Source organism: Cyanobium gracile PCC 6307, assembly GCF_000316515.1.
Taxonomy (GTDB): domain Bacteria; phylum Cyanobacteriota; class Cyanobacteriia; order PCC-6307; family Cyanobiaceae; genus Cyanobium; species Cyanobium gracile.
In genome coordinates, this window is sequence record NC_019675.1 from 2,190,870 (window position 1) to 2,209,096 (window position 18,227).

The 18,227-nt window shown below is 61.9% G+C and carries 18 protein-coding genes; 4 read left to right on the forward strand and 14 right to left on the reverse strand.

The features are described 5' to 3' along the window. Positions 1-359 precede the first annotated feature (359 nt). Entirely contained in the window at positions 360-1,712 is a 1,353-nt protein-coding gene (locus CYAGR_RS17235) for a glycosyltransferase family 2 protein (protein WP_015109813.1), read from the forward strand. Between the two features lie 9 nt (positions 1,713-1,721). Here the strand turns inward: CYAGR_RS17235 and CYAGR_RS18410 are convergent, their stop codons facing one another. The 13 genes from CYAGR_RS18410 to ribH all read right to left on the reverse strand — a co-directional run bounded on the left by CYAGR_RS18410 (position 1,722) and on the right by ribH (position 12,617). Further along, entirely contained in the window at positions 1,722-2,552 is an 831-nt protein-coding gene (locus CYAGR_RS18410) for a class I SAM-dependent methyltransferase (protein ID WP_015109814.1), read from the reverse strand. A gap of 166 nt (positions 2,553-2,718) precedes the next feature. Beyond that, positions 2,719-3,444, reverse strand: a complete 726-nt coding sequence (locus CYAGR_RS17240) for a cephalosporin hydroxylase family protein (protein ID WP_245552509.1) — start codon at positions 3,442-3,444, stop codon at positions 2,719-2,721. Between the two features lie 29 nt (positions 3,445-3,473). Then, positions 3,474-4,220: a formyltransferase family protein gene (locus CYAGR_RS17245; RefSeq protein ID WP_015109816.1), complete on the reverse strand. Its 747-nt coding sequence runs from the start codon at positions 4,218-4,220 to the stop codon at positions 3,474-3,476. A gap of 11 nt (positions 4,221-4,231) precedes the next feature. Then, positions 4,232-5,362, reverse strand: a complete 1,131-nt coding sequence (locus tag CYAGR_RS17250) for a DegT/DnrJ/EryC1/StrS family aminotransferase (protein ID WP_015109817.1) — start codon at positions 5,360-5,362, stop codon at positions 4,232-4,234. A 3-nt stretch (positions 5,363-5,365) separates the two neighbouring features. Continuing rightward, a complete protein-coding gene (locus tag CYAGR_RS17255; protein WP_015109818.1) occupies positions 5,366-6,607 on the reverse strand; it encodes a class I SAM-dependent methyltransferase in 1,242 nt (413 codons plus the stop codon). Further along, positions 6,604-7,215 carry a dTDP-4-dehydrorhamnose 3,5-epimerase family protein gene (locus tag CYAGR_RS10660; RefSeq protein WP_342662058.1) on the reverse strand — a complete coding sequence of 204 codons (612 nt, stop codon included), beginning with the start codon at positions 7,213-7,215 and terminating at the stop codon, positions 6,604-6,606. Before CYAGR_RS10660 ends, CYAGR_RS17255 begins: the two co-directional genes overlap by 4 nt. Beyond that, positions 7,154-8,176, reverse strand: coding sequence for a class I SAM-dependent methyltransferase (locus tag CYAGR_RS10665; protein ID WP_083891381.1), 1,023 nt, complete (start codon positions 8,174-8,176; stop codon positions 7,154-7,156). Before CYAGR_RS10665 ends, CYAGR_RS10660 begins: the two co-directional genes overlap by 62 nt. Before the next feature lie 31 nt (positions 8,177-8,207). Next, a complete protein-coding gene (locus CYAGR_RS10670; protein ID WP_015109821.1) occupies positions 8,208-9,470 on the reverse strand; it encodes an ABC transporter ATP-binding protein in 1,263 nt (420 codons plus the stop codon). Further along, positions 9,467-10,285, reverse strand: a complete 819-nt coding sequence (locus tag CYAGR_RS10675) for an ABC transporter permease (protein ID WP_015109822.1) — start codon at positions 10,283-10,285, stop codon at positions 9,467-9,469. The genes CYAGR_RS10670 and CYAGR_RS10675 overlap by 4 nt, the downstream gene beginning before the upstream one ends. A gap of 52 nt (positions 10,286-10,337) precedes the next feature. After that, positions 10,338-10,526: a photosystem II reaction center protein PsbZ gene (psbZ, locus tag CYAGR_RS10680; RefSeq protein WP_015109823.1), complete on the reverse strand. Its 189-nt coding sequence runs from the start codon at positions 10,524-10,526 to the stop codon at positions 10,338-10,340. Between the two features lie 86 nt (positions 10,527-10,612). Further along, positions 10,613-11,227, reverse strand: a complete 615-nt coding sequence (gene rfbC, locus CYAGR_RS10685) for a dTDP-4-dehydrorhamnose 3,5-epimerase (protein WP_015109824.1) — start codon at positions 11,225-11,227, stop codon at positions 10,613-10,615. Then, the gene (gene rfbA / locus CYAGR_RS10690) at positions 11,224-12,132 is read right to left on the reverse strand and encodes a glucose-1-phosphate thymidylyltransferase RfbA (RefSeq protein ID WP_015109825.1); all 909 of its coding nucleotides are present in this window, start codon (positions 12,130-12,132) and stop codon (positions 11,224-11,226) included. The genes rfbC and rfbA overlap by 4 nt, the downstream gene beginning before the upstream one ends. Beyond that, a complete protein-coding gene (ribH, locus tag CYAGR_RS10695; protein ID WP_015109826.1) occupies positions 12,129-12,617 on the reverse strand; it encodes a 6,7-dimethyl-8-ribityllumazine synthase in 489 nt (162 codons plus the stop codon). The genes rfbA and ribH overlap by 4 nt, the downstream gene beginning before the upstream one ends. Before the next feature lie 110 nt (positions 12,618-12,727). On the opposite strand from ribH, the gene mutS reads away from it, so the two are divergent. After that, positions 12,728-15,568, forward strand: a complete 2,841-nt coding sequence (gene mutS, locus CYAGR_RS10700) for a DNA mismatch repair protein MutS (protein ID WP_015109827.1) — start codon at positions 12,728-12,730, stop codon at positions 15,566-15,568. On the opposite strand, the gene CYAGR_RS10705 is transcribed toward mutS, so the two are convergent. Continuing rightward, positions 15,538-16,221 carry a precorrin-8X methylmutase gene (locus CYAGR_RS10705; RefSeq protein ID WP_015109828.1) on the reverse strand — a complete coding sequence of 228 codons (684 nt, stop codon included), beginning with the start codon at positions 16,219-16,221 and terminating at the stop codon, positions 15,538-15,540. The genes mutS and CYAGR_RS10705 overlap by 31 nt on opposite strands. 274 nt (positions 16,222-16,495) lie before the next feature. On the opposite strand from CYAGR_RS10705, the gene CYAGR_RS16560 reads away from it, so the two are divergent. After that, positions 16,496-17,176 (forward strand): type II toxin-antitoxin system prevent-host-death family antitoxin, encoded by a 681-nt coding sequence (locus CYAGR_RS16560; RefSeq protein ID WP_015109829.1) that lies wholly within the window; start codon positions 16,496-16,498, stop codon positions 17,174-17,176. Next, positions 17,176-18,201: a DNA polymerase III subunit delta gene (gene holA, locus CYAGR_RS10715; protein WP_015109830.1), complete on the forward strand. Its 1,026-nt coding sequence runs from the start codon at positions 17,176-17,178 to the stop codon at positions 18,199-18,201. Before CYAGR_RS16560 ends, holA begins: the two co-directional genes overlap by 1 nt. The last annotated feature ends 26 nt before the right edge of the window (positions 18,202-18,227 follow it).

Consider the following 18,227-nt stretch of genomic DNA (forward strand, 5'->3'; position numbering starts at 1 on the left):
TGGGCTCCATCAAGACCCGATGTAAACGAATCAAAAGACGATATCTTTTCAACAAGGTGGCGCCATTGTCAAGTATCACAGATTCGAACCCAGCCCATTACCCGTGCAATGCCCCAACTAGGCTGGGAAAGAGAACTAGATTCATCAAGTATCTTACTTCATTTAGGCATAGAGAAAGGGCAGCCTGGAACTTACGCAACAACTGAAGAGCCCCCCACCTCTAAAGGTGCTTCAGCTGCGTAGAATGGCAGGTATGTCGCTTAACCGGTGAGAAGGATTACTCCATTCCAAACGCCATCAAGGCAGCATCGCCTTAATTGGGCCCGCGCTATGAACACCACCTCCGTTCTATGAATCTAATGAACTCGCATGGACAAACTCTTGAGCAGCACGATGCACAGACAGAAATAGAGGATACAGGCTTTCTGATTGTAGTCCCAACTCGAAACCGCTCCCGAACCCTCACATACACTATTGAAAGTGTTATAACACAAGACTACCAGAACTTCAGACTTCTAATTCTTGATAACGCTTCTTCAGACGCTACTAGTTCACTTTGCAGAGACTATACCGAGCGTGACCGCAGAGTTACAGTCTTGAGATCAGAACGAGGCCTTACAATGACAGACAATTGGGAACGAGCCATTCCCACCCTTCTAGGTACGAATCAATATGTGACCTTTATTGGCGACGACGACGGATTGCTTCCTGGAGCACTTCAGTTTGCTGCGCAGACTTTGAGGTTACAACCGGCGGCAGTTCTATCATGGAAAAAAGCTGAATACTGCTGGCCCGACGTAGCCCTTCCAGGCATGAGCGGCTATCTTTCCTTCTTTTTGTCTTCAACCATTCGAAGGATTCCAACTCAGAGTTTTCTCATGAATATTCATGACTTCTCATGCGGGTATGACCTAGGGCCATCAATATACTCGGCATTTGTTCGTGCAGATCTGATTTGTCATGTAGTCAAGCAAGATGGAGCTAGATTCTTCAGATCGTGCTCCCCAGATGTCTACTCGGCCTTTGTATTGTCTGCATACGCCAAGAGCATTTTACGTTGTTCCTTCCCGCTATCGATTAATGGGGCCTCTGGGGCGAGCAACGGCATTGCACAGACCAATGAGATAAAGAACGAAGAGGCGAGTAGCTTTCTATCCAAAAATGTCTTTCATCCAGTTATTCGACATGGCGAAGGAGGCCAACAGCCCATAACTGTGACAATTGCCGAGGCCGATTCACTTGCAACTGCCCATGACTTTCACAAGGAAGCTCTTGGCATTTACAATATCAATATTGACAGGCTAGCCGAAAAGATTCTCAATGATCTATCATTGATTTCCGAGTCATCACGAAGGCGTAGGGGATTGGAGCATATCTATCTACGCCTGTCGGGAAAAGCAGAGGTCCCTGTATGCAAAGGACAACTGAAGTGCCTTAGTTCGGGCTTTGCAAGAGGTGTTCGGCTGCATGAAGATGGCCCCGAGATTGTCGCAGATTTAACCACCTTAGGAGATTCAGATGTTCAGACGGCAGGCAAGTATATCAACAGCCTCCTTGACTTGTCTCGTATTGAGATTAACATTCTCCAAGATTCTGAGAGCCACTCAGAATGCGTAGAACCAAGAGTGCAAAACAGGAGATCATCCAGATTTATTGGCAGACTCATCCGCCAAACAGCAGACGCCCTTGCTAAACTCCTAAAGAAAGTCTAGAAGCTGATGTTAAACTTCTAAAGCATTCAACTTCTCTTGCCACTTTAGAAAGGTATCTTCCTCTAAGGGACTAATCATACTATCAACCAACAAGCGCTTAGCCGCAAGAATTTTGCCTGAGTCATCCATATCCTTTTGGGCACGAGCAAAGATAGTGCAGTTTGACAGAAAAGGAGGGTTTGGCCATGCGTACTTCTCTATAGCTTCTACTTTGAAGCCAAGACTGAAGAGGGTCTGCCGAAGCCTTTGCGGCCACCACTGTTCAATATGATAGCCCCATTCAGACGACTGATCCCCCACTAGATGTCGCACAATTCCTGATTTCGTTCGATAGTCTTTACTTTGTAGGAACTGCCTAGCATTTGCCTCAAAGTCGGGAACCTCGATGATCAACAAACCATTTTTCTTGAGCCAAGTACTCCATTTTATCAGCATGATTAGGGCATCAACCCTGGAGAAGTGCTCAAAGACATGATGAAGTCGGATCTCATCAACTTCATTTGCTAGAACCCTGAGATGATTTATATCAGCATAAAGGTCCGCCTCTGTTTGATGCATTACTTGATGCCTATCTGGAGGATAATCTATATTGACATATTCTTCAAATCCAACTTGGCCACACCCAAGATGCAGTCGCAGGGGCTTGGCCTCACTCCAGAGCCCCAATTCCAAGAGTCTTTCTTGCAGCGTAGATGACTGATTCTCGAAATAGAAGGCCTTGGATCTCTTGCGTCTTGTGGTTGTAGGAATCTGCGAAGCTGGTTTCTCTGATTTCCAGAATGGGAAAGCCTCCAAAGAGAAGACCCCTCGCCACTGATTCAGTCCAACGTAATTCTGCAATGAAGAATGATCTCCTAAACTTGAGCCTAGTCTAGCGCAGAGGGCAATGCAAGGAACAGTCCGGCCGTCGCGGTGCCACTTAACATCATGGCCAAAAGTCGATCTTTGAATAAGATGAAAGAGAGGTTTACTTCAAAAACAGTTCTTGCAGATTCCCGGAAAGAAGTCATCTTATGCGCTTAAGATACCCTTTACGGGCAACAGTAATCAGAAGCTTATCATCAATGGCCTTATCCGCCTCAAACTCTGGATGAGTGGTGAGCCATTCATCCACCGCGGTCATCGGATTGTTTCCGATATCCCATGGGCGATTAGAAAAGGAACCGGCGGGTAGATCTTCAATGACAGTATCAAACACGATGCAGTAGCTACCCAGCGAAACCAAGCCAGCATAGGCGTTAAGTTCAGCCAATACGTGCTGATGCGTATGATTTGAATCGAGTGAGACCAAGACACATTCTTTGTCCACTGCATAACTCCTTACCGTATCAATTACTTGACGATCGATTGAAGAGCCCTGAATCAATTCCATCTTAAAGCGCAAAGGATGCTCGTCCAATGCAATTCGGTTATGAGGCCGTATGTCAATATCTACACCAACGACTTTGCGTGATGATTGACGGGGGTCTTTGCCTTCCATGACATCCAACAGGCAGAGCATAGAGGCCGTAAGAACTAGAGAGCCGCCATGAGCTATTCCAGTCTCAATAATCAAGTCTGGTTTGGTGAGCGAGATCAGCTCTTGGACCTGGACGATATCCTGCGGGTACTGGATAAGTGGCCTTCCAAGAAACTCAAAGTGATAAGAATAGTTATACTTATTGGCCTTGCCAAACCACTCTCGCGTTGATTTAAGGAGCTCTACATCCGCTCCCTGGGACGTGATCTCCATTGAACATGTTTCTTTAAACTCAGAATAACTCATTTCCTCTTCGTGATTTTGATCCTAGCTTCATATTCTATGCCACCATCAACAAAGGTGCAAGCGGGATGCCCTGCAAAGGTTCGTGCTCTCAGCAGATTCAAGAGACGGCGTGCTGTGGTTGGCTCATCGAGTTGGATTGTAGATGCTGGCCCTAGCTCTGAAGCATAATGAAAAGACCCCAAGGATAGATCTTGACCTACTGAGGCAAAGGTCAGTGAGCGAAGACTAGGATACGTATTTTCAAACAATGCTTTCATTGCAGCAGTCGCCTTGTTGTAAAGCGTCTCTCCTGTGTCCTCCCAAGTATAATGGATGGGAGATTGTGCCACTACTGAACCACAGTCAATCCCCTGATCAACAACATGAAGGCTAACGCCGAATGGGCACTGCTCGACTAATGCCCAAAAGTTGTAGTGCTTACCTCTGTTGTAGGGGAGCAGACTTGGATGGGTGTTGATAAAGCCATGGTTGGCAACGTCAATGAGCTGGTGACTGATTAGTTGTGGCCACCATAGAAGAAGTCCCAAATCGATAGTCCCAGCATGGCTTGCCAACACTTGAAGACAAGATTCTTCGTTGTCAAACTCGTGGGCACAAAGGCCCTCCTCTAGTGCAAGCCAATAGATATCATTCTGGGAAGTAGTAAAGATTGCTGTTAGGTCGGCCCTGTGAAAACGTGCAAGCCATTGTACACAGTGGCTTCCAACTACTCCGTCAGCAAAGACGATAACTGATGGTGGCATTCTGCTCCAGCCTAATGGGTCCTTGCAATAGCATTTCTGACGATGTCAGAAACGAAGAGAATGTCACTGTCGGTCAGGTCGTGAAATGAGGGTAGGTTTAGTGCTCTGAGGTAAATGTTCTCCGAGATGAATCGTCTGTTAAATGCCTTTCTTCCCTGAACCGGCGTAGCACTCAAAGGCCAGAAGAAAACCCGTGCATCGACCCCATTCTGTTTCAGTTCGGAGATCAGCACATCACGTTCAAACGGGATATCATCCTCAACCACCAGCGTAGGCATCCAGAAGCCATTCGTGCATCCCTCCGGCTCAGGATTCATGCGGACCGGCAAGTCCTTGAAACACTCATAATACATCAAGAAGATATTACGTTTAGCTTCTATAAGGCAGTCAATCCGTTGGATTTGACCACAGCCGATCGCCGCCTGAACGTTACTCATTTTATATTTATATCCGACTAGATCTGGCCAGAATTGCTTCCCCTGAGCTCTTGAACGCCCATGATTTGAGAGCGTCAATACACGCTCATAAAGATCCGGTTGATTGGTAACAAATATGCCTCCCTCCCCTGTCGTCATCGTCTTGGTGCCGTGGAAAGAAAAGGCACCGAAGGAGCCCATGCTGCCAGCCCGCTTGCCGTGATAGACCGAACCGATCGCTTCTGCAGCATCTTCAATCACCGGGATGCCGTGGCGCTCACCAATCTTGAGTAGGGCATCCATATCACAAAGGTTACCGTAGAGGTGCACAGCCACAATCGCCTTTGTGTTGGAGGTGATCGCCGCCTCCACCTGTTGAGGATCTAGGCACCAACTGTCCTGCAGGATATCGACAAACACCGGTGTGGCTCCCAAGTGCACAATTGGGGCCGCTGTGGCGACCCAGTTTGTATCAGCCATAATCACCTCATCGCCAGGACCTATCCCAAGAGCATGCATGCCCATATGGAGAGCCCCTGTGCAACTGCTCGTGGCGATGGCGTACTTCACGTCAAGATGAGCTTTAAATACCTCCTCAAAACGGATAATGTAGTCGTAACAGTGGTCTCCCCAGCCATTACGAGCCGCATCGGTGGCATAAGCCACTTCAGTTTCCGTGATCGATGGACGAGTATAGGGGATGTTTCGTAGCTGCTTGTCTGCCATCGCTCAGATGTCTGTGAGGTACGGAATCGCCACTTTCACTGGTATTGTAATCATTGGGCTAAGCTGGGCTTTCACCTCTGCCGCTAGGTTCCAGGGGAGAATAAGCAGTTCATCGGGCTGCCGCAGAAGCAACTCCTCTACACTCACGATCGGGATATGACTTCCTGGCAGCCACTTCCCGACCTTACTAGGGGCTAGATCTGCCACAGCCTCGAGCAGATCACTGCGGATCCCTGCAAAGTTCAGCAGCGTGCTTCCCTTGGCAGCGGCGCCGTAAGCCAGAACACGACGTCCGCTACGACGCGCGGCCAACAGATACTCCAGTAGAGCGAACTTAGCTTCCAGTGCCCGTTCTTGGCAGCGAACGTAAGCTTCAACTGTGGTAAGGCCCGCAGCAATCTCGTCCGAAAGCACCTTGTCCACAGCTTCACGCTCCGCAATCGTTTGGGCCCTTGCAGCCGACTCGCCGGCTCGGGCCAACCAGACTCGAAGACTGCCTCCGTGGGTGGTGATCTGCTCTGCATCAAGCACCATCAATCCGGCATCTCTCGCCACACTCAACATAGTAGTAAGGCTTAGATAGCTATAATGCTCATGGTAGATCGTGTCGAACTGATTGCCATCCAAGAGACTCAGAAGATGGGGGAATTCAATAGAAGCCAGTCCTGTAGGCCTGAGCATCGCTGCAACAGCAGCAAGAAAGTCATTGATATCTGGAACATGCGCTAGCACGTTGTTCGCAACAAGCAGATCCGCCCTCAACCCTTGGGAGACCAACTCCGCCGCAAGGGGGCCGCCAAAGAAAAGCTCAATTGTTTCAATGCCCTTTTCCCGCGCGGCTTCAGCAGTTGCATGGGTAGGCTCAATACCCAAGCAAGGTATGCCCAGTTCTTGAACATACTGGAGCAGATACCCATCGTTACTTGCTACCTCCACTACAAGACTATGCTCGTTCAATGCAAGCCTCTCGGCCGCCTGCTTCACGAAGCGCTGGGCATGTCGGCACCACGTAACGGAGGTGCTTGAGAAGTAGGCATAATCTGCGGTAAACAATTCATTGGCAGGGGCATGCATTGGAAGCTGGACAAGCCAACACGAAGTGCAGACGAATACTCTGAGCGGGAAGTAGACTTCTGGCAAGTCCAACTTTTCTTCCGTAAGATAGGCATTGCTTGGTGGTTGATGACCGAGATCAATCACTTCATGGTGCAGGGGAGTTCCGCAGTGCCGGCAATGGTGGGTCATGGCAGGCCCTCCAACCGAGGCAGCGACCGATCGCGCTCGCTCAATTCCTTGGGCTCCATAGGCCAGCTGATACCGAGCTGGGGATCATCCCAACGCACACCCGACTCCTCCACTGGGCGATAAGGAGCCCCGTGGAGATAGAGCAGGGTGCTGTCCGGCTCCAGCACCTGAAACCCATGGGCACAGCCGGTGGGGATCAGCAAGGAATTCCCTGTCTCAGCACTGAGCTCCACCGCCACCCAGCGGCCTCGTGTTGCGGAGTGTGGCCGCAGGTCAACTACCACATCCCATACACGTCCTACTACGCAGGTGACCAACCGGACCTCGGCAGGCATTCCCCTCTGTAGATGCAGTCCACGGACCGTCCCGGGCCGCGGATTCTGGCTGAGGTTGACCTGCTCGATCGGACGCTCTGCCCCCCAGAGCTGGTTCCACTCACCGCGTCGGAAGACATTCAGGAAACGGCCGCGGTGATCGCCATGGGGCTGGCGCCGGATCTCCAGCACACCCTCAAGGGCCGTTACGCGGTGGCTGGGCTCGGCCATCTCAGGCGACGGCGGGGCGGCGCAGCACGGTGAAGGCATCGAGGTCTTCCAGACCCCAGCCATCGGCGGTGCCACTGAGGCGCTGGAACGCCACGTCAAGCCCGGCCTCCGCCGCAAACCCCCGCATCAGCTCGGCGGTCATGTCACTGCGGTTTCCATGATTGTGGGCCCAATCGCTGTTGGGCGCGACGGTGCCGTAGTTGGAGTGGTGCAGGAAGGCACTGCCGCCGGGCCTGAGGACCCGGGCAATCTCAAGGACATAGGCGCGGACCACCGAAGAATCGAAATGGACCATGGAATCAAAGGAATAGACCAGGGTCTGGGAGCTGGAATCGACCATGGCCAGGGTGTCACCATCGGTGACGAAGTAGCGGAATCGGCAGCCATCACGTTGCTCCCCGAAGCGTTCCCTGCAGGCTTCGATGCAATTCAGATTGACATCCACGAGGGTGATCGAGCCCGCCAGCCGACGCAGAAGTTCCGTGTTACGTCCATGGCCAGGAGCCAGTTCCAGCACCTCCCGGAAATCGAGATCCTGGATGATGGGCCAGATCACCCCATCCCATTGCTTCTGAATGTGAGGCTCCGCATCTCGGTAATAGTTGCCTTCCGCATGGGCGTCACGGCACTGGGCGATGGTTTTGAGCCGGATCATCTCGGCCGCCACAACGCCGCAGACCGCAACCGGATCCTCCTGTTTCAACTGCAAGGAGGCCTGGTTCAGATCGGCAGCCATCCGGTTCTGCAGCTCCTCCTGGAAGCAAAGAATCACGCCGCTGCGTGTCAGGTCATGGGAAAGGACCTGTTCGCGAAGACTGGAGGGAAAATCCTCCTTCACCAAGCCGATGAGATCAAGCCAGGGAACCAGCAGGCCAGGACTCTTCTGGATACGCTCAATGGCTTGGCGCCTTGAGGACGGAGGACGACTGGCGGCCACAGCACCGATACGGGCCAGCTTCCTTCGGATCCTGGCAACCAGAGAGCGCATCGAAAGCCAACTCATTGCAGTGCTCCATCCTCCCATGACGTCCACCCCAGCGCCAGATATGGGGCCATTAATCCAAACTCCAGTTCAACTGCGGCCGCACAGCACCGGGGACCTTGTGAACGTAACCATGGCGAGCTTCATCGTGCAGATCCTCAATGACCTGAAAACAGAACTGATCCTGCACATAAAAGTGAACTCGCTGAGGAACCATAGTCGTCGCTGCGAAGTTAACCGAGTAAGTCCCCTCATTGAGGAAGCGGGCTGGCAGCCAGACCGTCGCTCGATACCGCCCTGGGGAAACAGGTGGGTCTTGGCTGGGGCTGGAAACGAACGCACACTGCCCTCCCGTGAAGAGATGGAAATTCGGGATCACCGGTCCCGTGGAAGGCTCGAGAAGCTCATACGTCATCTCGAGGCCGAACTCTCGGTCAATGTGGGCATAGCTGAGACTTTCGCCGGACCGGTCCACCATCCGTGCCCCGACCATGCGGCAGAACCTGTCGCCGGGTGGATCCGCACGCAGGTCGAGCGATGAGCCCGACGTTTCCTCGCTGCTGGCGAAATAGGAAGCCGTAACGGATTCCGTGGAGCCGATCTGAGTGACCCTGCCATTCTCCAGCAACATGCAGGTATCACACAGGCTATTGACCGTGGTGAGACTGTGGCTCACGAACAGCACCGTGCGGCCCTGGCCAGTGACATCCTTCATCTTACCGAGGCACTTCTTCTGGAACTGGATATCACCAACGGCCAGAACTTCATCGATGATCAGGATGTCCGGCTCCAGGTGGGCAGCCACGGCAAAGGCCAGGCGCACATACATGCCACTGGAATAGCGCTTCACGGGAGTGTCGATGAAGCGGTGGACTTCAGCGAAATCGACGATCGCATCGAAGACCCGATCGATCTGCCGGCGTCGCATGCCCAGCAAGGTGCCGTTGAGGTAGATGTTCTCCCGACCGCTGAACTCCGGGTGAAAGCCCGTGCCCACCTCCAGCAGGGATCCCACCCGTCCGCGGATCTCGGCCATGCCCGTGGAGGGCTCGGTGATCCTCGAGAGGATCTTCAGCAAGGTGCTCTTGCCAGCGCCGTTGCGACCGATCACACCGAACACCTTGCCCCGGGGAACATCGAAGTCCACATCCCGCAGCGCCCAGAAGGTCTCGCTGCTCAAGTGCTGCCGGCCACCAGTCCGTCGCCAGGGCCAGAGTCCCCGCTGGGGCATCCCATCCGCCGGCGTTTCATCGGCAGCCACCGTTTCCAGATGGCCGATTTTGTAGGACTTGCCGAGGGAGCGAACCGTGATGGCGATATCGGAAGACTCACTCATACGATGTCAGCAAAGCCCCTCTCGATCCGCTGAAACACGGCCATACCAATACACAGGGAGCCCACCAGACCGGTCAGCATGCTCAGGAACATGGTGGTGGTGATCGGCACGCCACCAAGTATTGACCAACGGAAACCCTCAATCAGTCCCACGGTGGGATTCAGGGAATAGAGAAACAGCCATTTCTCAGGGATCAATGATGAGGAATAGACAATCGGTGTCAAATAGTTCCAGGCCTGCAGAGCAAACGGCACCGCATAGCCGAAATCCCGATGGTAGACATTCAAGGAGGCCACGATGAGAGTGAGTCCGAAGCCCATCAGGAACGCCGCCAGAAGAAAGAAGGGTGCCGCCAGCATGGGCCATCCCAGACCCACACCGAAGAGGGCCAACAGCACCACCAGAACCATCAGCCCCACCAGACCATCCACCACCACCGATCCCATGGCGGCCAGGGGAATGATCAGGCGCGGAAAATAGATCTTCGACAGCAGGTTGGAATTACCCACTAGGCTCCCCCCTGCCCGGCCGATGGTGTTGCTGAACAGACTCCACGGGATCAGGCCCGTGAACACCATCAGCAGATAGGGCTGACCATTGCTGGGCAGGCGGGCGAAGTTGCCGAACAGCACGGCAAAGATGATCGCCGGCACCAGCGGCTGGAGAATCACCCAGACGACACCCAGGCTGGTCTGCTTGTAGCGAACCTGGATATCGCGCAGTGAAAGGAAATAGAGGAGATCGCGATATTCAACGATCTCCTTCCACTCAAAGAACGAAAAGCGGCGCCTGGGCTGAATGCGAGTGACGCTCATATGGCGGGACTGGGTGGTCAGGGGAGGCTGTCACGCCGTCACCCTGTCGACCTCAGACCACAAGCAGGCTCATGCCCCAGTTCACCAGCACCAGGGCCACCCAGGCGGCGCCGCCGATCAGGATCAGGCGGTTGGAGCGGCCGCTGTCCTCGGTGCTGGCGTAAAGCACCGGCACCGCCACGATCAGGGCGAAGGAGAGCACCACCAGGGCCAGAACGGTCAGGGTATTGAGGATCTGCATGGGGCAGGAAGGCTCGAGGCCGGATCAGGCAGCGTGGGGGATCCTGCCATGCAGAGCGGGGCCATGCCCGCCGCCGGAGCCATCCTTCACACGTTGTCGGCAGCGCTGGACTGGGAACCGAACAGATCGCCGGCGGCCGCCAGGGCCCCGAGACCGGGGGCGGCGGCATCCTTGGGGGCCAGCAGGGGCTGGTGCGGCTCCGGCAGCTCCCCCAGAGGCCAGTCGATGCCGATCGCCGGGTCGTTCCAGGCCAGGGAACGTTCGCAGTCGCGGTTCCAGTAGCCGGCGGTCTTGTACTGCACCTCGGCCACCGCGCTCAGGGTCAGGAAGCCGTGGGCGAAGCCCACCGGCACCCAGAGCTGGTGGTGGTTTTCGGCGCTGAGCCGTTCGCCCACCCACTGCCCCAGGGTGGGGGAGTCCCGGCGCAGGTCGACGGCCACATCGAACACCTCCCCCAGCGTGCAACGCACGAGCTTGCCTTGGGGGTGCGGTGCCCGCTGGAAATGCAGGCCCCGCAGCACCCCCTGCACGGAGCGGGAGTGGTTGTCCTGCACGAACTCGGGGGCATCGGCGTCCTCCTTGCCGAGGGCATCGGCGAAGCGGCGCCGGTTCCAGCTCTCGCTGAACCAGCCCCGCTCATCGGCGTAGACCGCCGGGGTGAGCAGCAGGGGGCCGTCGATGGCCAGGAACTGCACGTTCATCGCTGGGGCTCCAGGGCCAGGTGGTCGCTGGCGGCCTCCTGCAGCAGGCGCAGCAGGTAGTCGCCGTAGCCGGATTTCTTCAGGGGCAGGGCCAGCCGCTCCAGCTGGCCGTCATCGATCCAGCCCAGGCGCCAGGCCACCTCCTCGGGGCAGCCCACCTTGAGGCCCTGGCGCTTCTCCAGGGTGCGGATGTAGCTGGCGGCCTCGTGCAGGGAATCGGGGGTGCCGGTGTCCAGCCAGGCCATGCCGCGGCCCATCAGCTCCACCCGCAGCAGGCCTTCATCGAGGTAGAGCTGGTTGAGGTCGGTAATCTCCAGTTCCCCCCGCGGGGAGGGCCGCACCTGGCGGGCCCGCTCCACCACCGTGTGGTCGTAGAAGTACAGGCCCGTGACCGCATAGCGGCTGCGGGGCTGGGGCGGCTTCTCCTCGATGCTCAGCACCCGGCCGTCGCCGCTGAACTCCACCACCCCGTAGCGCTCCGGATCGCTCACCGGGTAGGCGAACACCGTCGCCCCCGGCCGCTCGCCGTTGGCCCCCTGCAGCTGGGGGATCAGGTCATGGCCGTGGAACAGGTTGTCCCCCAGCACCAGGGCCGCCGGGGCGCCATCGAGGAATTCGGCGCCGATCAGGAACGCCTGGGCCAGCCCGTCGGGGCTGGGCTGCACCGCATAGCGGATCGTCATGCCCCAGCCGGATCCGTCCCCCAGCAACCGCTCGAAGGCGGGCCGGTCGGTGGGGGTGGTGATCACCAGCACCTCGCGGATGCCCGCCAGCATCAGGGTGCTGAGCGGGTAGTAGATCATCGGCTTGTCGTACACCGGCACCAGCTGCTTGCTGACGGCGGTGGTGAGGGGCGCCAGGCGCGTGCCGCTGCCTCCCGCCAGGATCAGTCCCTTGCGGTTCATGGCGTCGGCTGCGGCAGGGCGGCCATCAGGCTGCCCATCTCCAGGGCCTGGAGGCCGTAGCTCCACCCCAGGTTGCTCTTGATGCCGGCCCGCTCCAGTGCCTGCTGCAGGGTGTCAGTGGTGAGCACCCCGAAGATCACCGGCACACCGGTGTCGCGGGCCACGGCGGCCACCCCCTTGCTCACCTCGGCCACCACCACGTCGAAGTGGGGGGTGTCGCCACGGATCACGGCCCCCAGGGTGATGACCACCTGGTAACGGCCGCTGGCGGCCAGCCGCTGGGCCACCAGGGGAATCTCGAAGCTACCCGGCACCCAGGCCACGTCGAGCTGGCTGCTCTCGGGGCCCACATCAATGCCGTGGCGGGAGAGGGAATCGAGGCAGCCGCTGAGCAGCTTGCCGGTCACCAGATCGTTGAAGCGGGCGATCACCAGGCCGATCCGCAGACCGGCGACATCGGTGAAGCGACCTTCGAAAACCGTCAAGGGGTCAGACCACGAACAAGCTCATGTCCCAGTTGAGCAGCACCAGGGCCGACCCGGCCAGCCCCCCGGCCCGGTCCCCCTACGATCGGGACGCTCCTGACGGCGGACCCATGGCCAGGGAAGTCCAGCAGCAGCTCTCGCTCGCGGACGATCCGGCCCTGCAGGGGGACCTGTTCGGGGGCGACCCTGAACCGGTGACCTCTCCGCTGCCGGAGCCGGTGGCGGAGTCAGGCTCTGACGATGGCGCCCCGGACGACCAGGCCCTGCTGGCCGATGCCAGCGCCCGGCCGCGCACCCGCCGGCAGCGGCCAGCGGCCGTGGCCGCCGCCGGCCCCGAGGGCGACGGCGAGCAGGCCGGTGACCCGAGCGTTGGCGACGCCAGCGGCACCCCTACGCCGCCCGGCGACGCCGGCCCGGAGACCGGGGACGACCTGCCCCGCTGGCACCACCATTCCCTGGTGGACCCGGCGGCGCTCACCCCGGTGCTGCGCCACTACGTGGAGCTGAAGGCGGCCCATCCGGACCGGGTGCTGCTCTACCGGCTCGGCGACTTCTACGAGTTCTTCTTCGAGGACGCGATCCTGCTCTCGCGCCTGCTCGAGCTCACCCTCACCGGCAAGGACGCCGGCAAGGCCCTGGGGCGGGTGCCGATGGCGGGCATCCCCCACCACGCCGCCGAGCGCTACTGCGCCGACCTGGTGCGCCGCGGCCTCAGCGTGGCCCTCTGCGACCAGCTGGAGGCCACCCCCGCCAAGGGGGCCCTGCTGCGCCGGGGCATCACCCGGGTGCTCACCCCCGGCACAGTGCTGGAGGAGGGCATGCTGGCGGCCCGGCGTAACAACTGGCTCTGCGCCGTGGTCCTCGACGGGGACGGCAGCCACGCCGGCCGCTGGGGCCTGGCGGTCGCCGACGTCAGCACCGGCGAGTTCCGGGTGACCGAGCGCACGGGCAGCGGCAGCCTGCACCAGGAGCTGCTGCAGCTGGAGCCCGCCGAGGTGGTGTGGCCAGGCCCGGAGGAGGCGCCGCCCTGGTGTCCCGAGGGGCTGAGGCTCACCGCCCTGGCCCGCACCCCCTTCGAGGCCACCGAAGCCGACGCCCTGCTGCGCCGCCGCTTCCGCCTGGCCAGCCTCGATGGCCTGGGGCTGGGGGAGGCGCCCCTGGCGCTGCGGGCCGCCGGGGGCCTGCTGGCCTACCTGGACACCACCCAGGCCGAACCTGCGGCCATCCCGCTGGAGATGCCCCGGCTCTGGCACGACGGCGACCAGCTGGTGCTCGACGCCCAGACCCGCCGCAACCTGGAGCTCACCCGCACCCAGCTGGGCGGCGCCCTGCAGGGCTCCCTGCTCTGGGCCCTCGACCGCACCGCCACCGCCATGGGCGGCCGCTGCCTGCGCCGCTGGATCGAGGCCCCCCTGGTGGATCGCGCCGCGATCCTGGAGCGGCAGGAGGCGGTGAGCGAGCTGGTGGAGCAGCGGCCCCTGCGGGTGGGGCTGCGCCGGCTGCTGCGGCCCATGGGGGATCTGGAGCGGCTGGCGGGGCGGGCTGGCGCCGGCAGCGCCTCCGCCCGCGACCTGGTGTCCCTGGCCGACGGCCTCGAGCGGCTGCCCCGCCTGGCGGCCCTGGTGGCCCCCTGCCGCAGCGGCCCCCTGGCGGCCCTCAAGGGTCCCTGGCCCAAGCTGGCCGCCCTGGCCGAGCAGGTGCGCCACCACCTGGTGGAGGCGCCGCCCCTGTCGCTGAGCGAGGGGGGGCTGCTCCATGACGGGGTCGACCCGGTGCTCGACGGCCTGCGCAACCAGCTCGACGACCAGGAGGCCTGGCTCTCCCGGCAGGAGGCGATCGAGCGGCGGGCCAGCGGCAACCCCAACCTGCGTCTGCAGTACCACCGCACCTTCGGCTACTTCCTGGCCGTGAGCCGCGCCCGGGCCGCCGCCGTTCCGGACCACTGGATCCGCCGCCAGACCCTGGCCAACGAGGAACGCTTCGTCACCCCGGAGCTCAAGGGCCGCGAAGGCCGGATCCTGCAGCTGCGGGCCCGGGCCTGCCAGCGGGAGTACGACCTCTTCTGCGACCTGCGCCGCCGGGTGGGGGAGGCGGCGGGCCCCGTGCGGGCGGCCGCCCGGCGGGTGGCCGAGCTCGATGCCCTGGCCTCCCTGGCGGAGGTGGCGGCCACCGGCGGCTACTGCCGGCCCGAGCTCAGCGAGGGGCGCGAGCTGGTGATCGAGGCGGGTCGCCATCCGGTGGTGGAGCAGTTGCTGGTCGACGCCTCCTTCACCGCCAACGACCTGCACCTGGCGGCCCCCGGCCCCGACGGCATCCCGGCGCCCGACCTGATCGTCCTCACGGGCCCCAATGCCAGCGGCAAGAGCTGCTATCTGCGCCAGAGCGGCCTGCTGCAGCTGATGGCCCAGATCGGCAGCTGGATCCCCGCCCGCTCCGCCCGTCTCGGCATCGCCGACCGCATCTTCACCCGGGTGGGGGCGGTGGACGACCTGGCCAGCGGCCAGTCCACCTTCATGGTGGAGATGGCCGAAACCGCCAACATCCTTCACCACGCCAGCCCCCGGTCCCTGGTGCTGCTGGACGAGATCGGCCGGGGCACGGCCACCTTCGACGGCCTCTCGATCGCCTGGGCCGTGGCGGAGCACCTGGCCGAGGGCATCGGTGCCCGGACCATCTTCGCCACCCATTACCACGAGCTCAACGAGCTCGCCGAGCTGCTGCCCAACGTCGGCAACGCCCAGGTGCTGGTGGAGGAGACCGGCAACGACCTGGTGTTCCTGCATCGGGTCTGCCGGGGGGGGGCCAGCCGCAGCTACGGCATCGAGGCGGCCCGGCTGGCGGGAGTTCCCGCCTCGGTGGTGCTGCGGGCCCGCCAGGTGCTGGGCCGCATCGAGGCCAACAGCCATGTGGCCGTGGGGCTTCAGGGCGGCGGCGGATCCAGGGCGGCTTGATCCTGGGCCGCCTGATCCAGCCAGGCCCGCCTCAGCAGGGCATTGACGGCGGCCGCCACCAGGCCGGCGCCGCCCTTGCTGCCCTCCAGCCGGATCTGGGGGAGGGTGCTGGCGGCGAGATGGCGCTTGCTCTCGGCCACCCCCACAAAACCCACAGGCATGCCGATCACCAGGGCCGGAGCGGCGATGGCTCCGGCCTCCACCAGCTCCAGCAGCCGCTCCAGGGCCGTGGGGGCGCTGCCCACCAGCACCACGGCCCCCGGGTGCTCCAGCAGCGCCCGTTCCATCCCCGCCGCCGCCCGGGTGCCACCGGCGGGAGCCACGGCCGGGGCCCAGGCCAGCACCGACAGCACCGGATTGGCGAAGGTGCGCCGGGCCATGGGCGCCACGGCCGCCGCCGCCATCGCCGTGTCGGTGAGGATCGGCGCGCCGGCCGCCAGGGCTGTGAGGCCGGCGGCGCAGGCCCCCGGGCCGAGACGCAGATCCGGCGCCAGGGCCAGGTCGCCGCTGCTGTGCACCAGGCGCTCGAGCAGCTCCTGCTCCACCCCCTCCAGGCCGGTGGGCCCGAGCCAGCCGCGGATGCGGTGCACGCTCTCCCGGAAGATCGGATGGTCGAGGGAGGCTGCGGAGCCGGAAGAATCGAAGCTGTCCATCGCCTGCGGCGCCCGGGGCGCTGAACTTCCTCGGCGCCCGGCGCGGCCCGCAGCCCGGAGGGGGGAAAGGGGGAGGCTACGGGAGGCGCTGGCCCGGGCGGAGCCGGACCTGGCCAGCAGCGAAGCGACTGGGCGGGCTCCAACGTGGCGGGAGGAGCAGGAACAGCGACAGGCGCAGAGGCAAGGCAGAGGCAGAGGGAGGGGTAGGGGCAGTCCTCCACCGAATTCGAGACCTGTACATTGTGTACAGACCCCGATTCCGGCCCCGCGCACCATGCACACCCTCGGCGTGCTCGAGGCCAGGAAGCGCTTCCCCGAGCTGCTCGATCGGGCCCGGAAAGGGGAGGAGACACTGATCGCGCGCCATGGCCACCCGGTGGCCGCCCTGGTCCCCCTGTGGCGGCGCCACCGTTCCCAGCGGCAGGCCCTGCTCGCCCTCAAGGGCAGCGGCCGCGACTGCTGGCCGGATCACCGGCCGCCCCCCGCCGGCAGCAGCGGGCCCATCGAACCGCTGGGGGGCGCCGCTGCCCTGGCCCTCGGGTCGGCCGTGGCCATCGACGCCACGGCGCTGATTCCCTGGCTGCGCGGGGAAGCCTCCAGCCGCCGCCACGAGTCCCTGATCGCCACGATCGCCGCCGGGCACTGGCGCGGGGTCCTGAGCATGGCCACCCTGAGGACGCTGGTGGAGGGGCCGCTGCTGCGGGGGGACGAGGCCCTGACGGCCCGCTACGAAGCCGTGTTCAGCGATCCCGCGGCCTGGACCCTGGTGAGCCTCACCCCCCAGGTCGCTCTGGCGGCGGCACGCCTGCAGCGGCCCGGCACCGGGCCGGCCCTGGGGCCCGATGGCGCCCTGGAGCTGGCCTCGGCCCTGCATGGCGGCGCCACGGCGATGATCAGCTGGGACCCCCGCCTGCTCGCCTCCCTGCCGGCGCCGAGCCGGCCGCCCCTTCCCTGATGCCCATCCACCTCTACTGGGGCGACGACGAGGCCGCCCGGCAGCGGGCCCTGGCGGCGCAGATCGAGGCCCTGGTGGATCCCACCTGGGCCTCGATCAACCTCAGCCGCCTGGACGGGGCCGATGCCGGCCAGGCGGCCCGGGCCCTCGAGGAGGCCCGCACCCCCCCCTTCGGCGCCGGGGCCCGGGTAGTGGTGCTGCAGCGCAGTCCCTTCTGCCAGGCCTGCCCGGCGGAGCTGGCCGCCCAGCTGGAGGCCGCCGTCGAGCTGATCCCGCCCGACTGCCACCTGTTCCTGGTCAGTGACGGCAAACCGGACGCCCGGCTGCGCACCACCAAGCGTCTGCGGACCCTGGCCGAGGAGCAATCCTTCACCCTGCCGCCGATCTGGGATGGAGCCGGGCAGATCGAGCGGGTGCAGAGCGCCGCCCGGGACCGGGGCCTGACCCTGGCGCCGGCGGCGGCCGAGGCCCTGGCCGAGGCGATCGGCAGCGACGGGATGCGACTGGCCAGCGAGCTGGAGAAGCTGGCCCTTCATGCCGGCGGCGGCGGCGGCGGTGGCAGTGGCGGCGGTGGTGGGGGCCCGATCACCGCCGAGGCGGTGGCCGCCCTGATCGGCGGCCAGGTGACCAGCAGCCTGGCCGTGGGCGATGCCCTGCTGGCCCAGCACCCCGCCGAGGCCATTGCTCTGGTGGAGGCCCTGCTGGAGGTGGGCGAGCCCGCCCTGCGCATCGTCGCAGCCCTGGCCAGCCAGATCCGGGGTTGGCTCTGGGTGTGCCTGCTGGAGCGCAGCGGCGAACAGGACGTGGCCGTGATCGCCAAGGCCGCGGGGATCGGCAACCCCAAGCGGATCTACGTGATGCGCAAACAGATCCGCGGCCGCACGCCCGAGCAACTGCTGGCCCTGCTGCGCCGCCTGCTCGACGTGGAGGCCGCCCTCAAGCGTGGCGCCGACCCCGGCGACGCCTTCCGGGACGGCTTCCTGCTGGCCGCCCTGGCCCAGCCCGGCCACGGCCCACGTCGATAATCGAGCCCGACGCGCCGGCGACGAGC

What these genes read in the sequence shown, in the direction of transcription:
- CYAGR_RS10660 (WP_342662058.1), bottom strand. Translation starts at nt 7,215, where the DNA reads ATGGCTGGGGTCTGGAAGACCTCGATGCCTTCACCGTGCTGCGCCGCC.
- CYAGR_RS17245 (WP_015109816.1), bottom strand. Translation starts at nt 4,220, where the DNA reads ATGCCACCATCAGTTATCGTCTTTGCTGACGGAGTAGTTGGAAGCCAC.
- CYAGR_RS10675 (WP_015109822.1), bottom strand. Translation starts at nt 10,285, where the DNA reads ATGAGCGTCACTCGCATTCAGCCCAGGCGCCGCTTTTCGTTCTTTGAG.
- CYAGR_RS17255 (WP_015109818.1), bottom strand. Translation starts at nt 6,607, where the DNA reads ATGACCCACCATTGCCGGCACTGCGGAACTCCCCTGCACCATGAAGTG.
- CYAGR_RS17240 (WP_245552509.1), bottom strand. Translation starts at nt 3,444, where the DNA reads ATGGAGATCACGTCCCAGGGAGCGGATGTAGAGCTCCTTAAATCAACG.
- CYAGR_RS10670 (WP_015109821.1), bottom strand. Translation starts at nt 9,470, where the DNA reads ATGAGTGAGTCTTCCGATATCGCCATCACGGTTCGCTCCCTCGGCAAG.
- holA (WP_015109830.1), top strand. Translation starts at nt 17,176, where the DNA reads ATGCCCATCCACCTCTACTGGGGCGACGACGAGGCCGCCCGGCAGCGG.
- CYAGR_RS17235 (WP_015109813.1), top strand. Translation starts at nt 360, where the DNA reads ATGAACTCGCATGGACAAACTCTTGAGCAGCACGATGCACAGACAGAA.
- rfbA (WP_015109825.1), bottom strand. Translation starts at nt 12,132, where the DNA reads ATGAACCGCAAGGGACTGATCCTGGCGGGAGGCAGCGGCACGCGCCTG.
- psbZ (WP_015109823.1), bottom strand. Translation starts at nt 10,526, where the DNA reads ATGCAGATCCTCAATACCCTGACCGTTCTGGCCCTGGTGGTGCTCTCC.
- CYAGR_RS17250 (WP_015109817.1), bottom strand. Translation starts at nt 5,362, where the DNA reads ATGGCAGACAAGCAGCTACGAAACATCCCCTATACTCGTCCATCGATC.
- CYAGR_RS16560 (WP_015109829.1), top strand. Translation starts at nt 16,496, where the DNA reads ATGCACACCCTCGGCGTGCTCGAGGCCAGGAAGCGCTTCCCCGAGCTG.
- rfbC (WP_015109824.1), bottom strand. Translation starts at nt 11,227, where the DNA reads ATGAACGTGCAGTTCCTGGCCATCGACGGCCCCCTGCTGCTCACCCCG.
- CYAGR_RS10705 (WP_015109828.1), bottom strand. Translation starts at nt 16,221, where the DNA reads ATGGACAGCTTCGATTCTTCCGGCTCCGCAGCCTCCCTCGACCATCCG.
- mutS (WP_015109827.1), top strand. Translation starts at nt 12,728, where the DNA reads ATGGCCAGGGAAGTCCAGCAGCAGCTCTCGCTCGCGGACGATCCGGCC.
- CYAGR_RS10665 (WP_083891381.1), bottom strand. Translation starts at nt 8,176, where the DNA reads ATGGGAGGATGGAGCACTGCAATGAGTTGGCTTTCGATGCGCTCTCTG.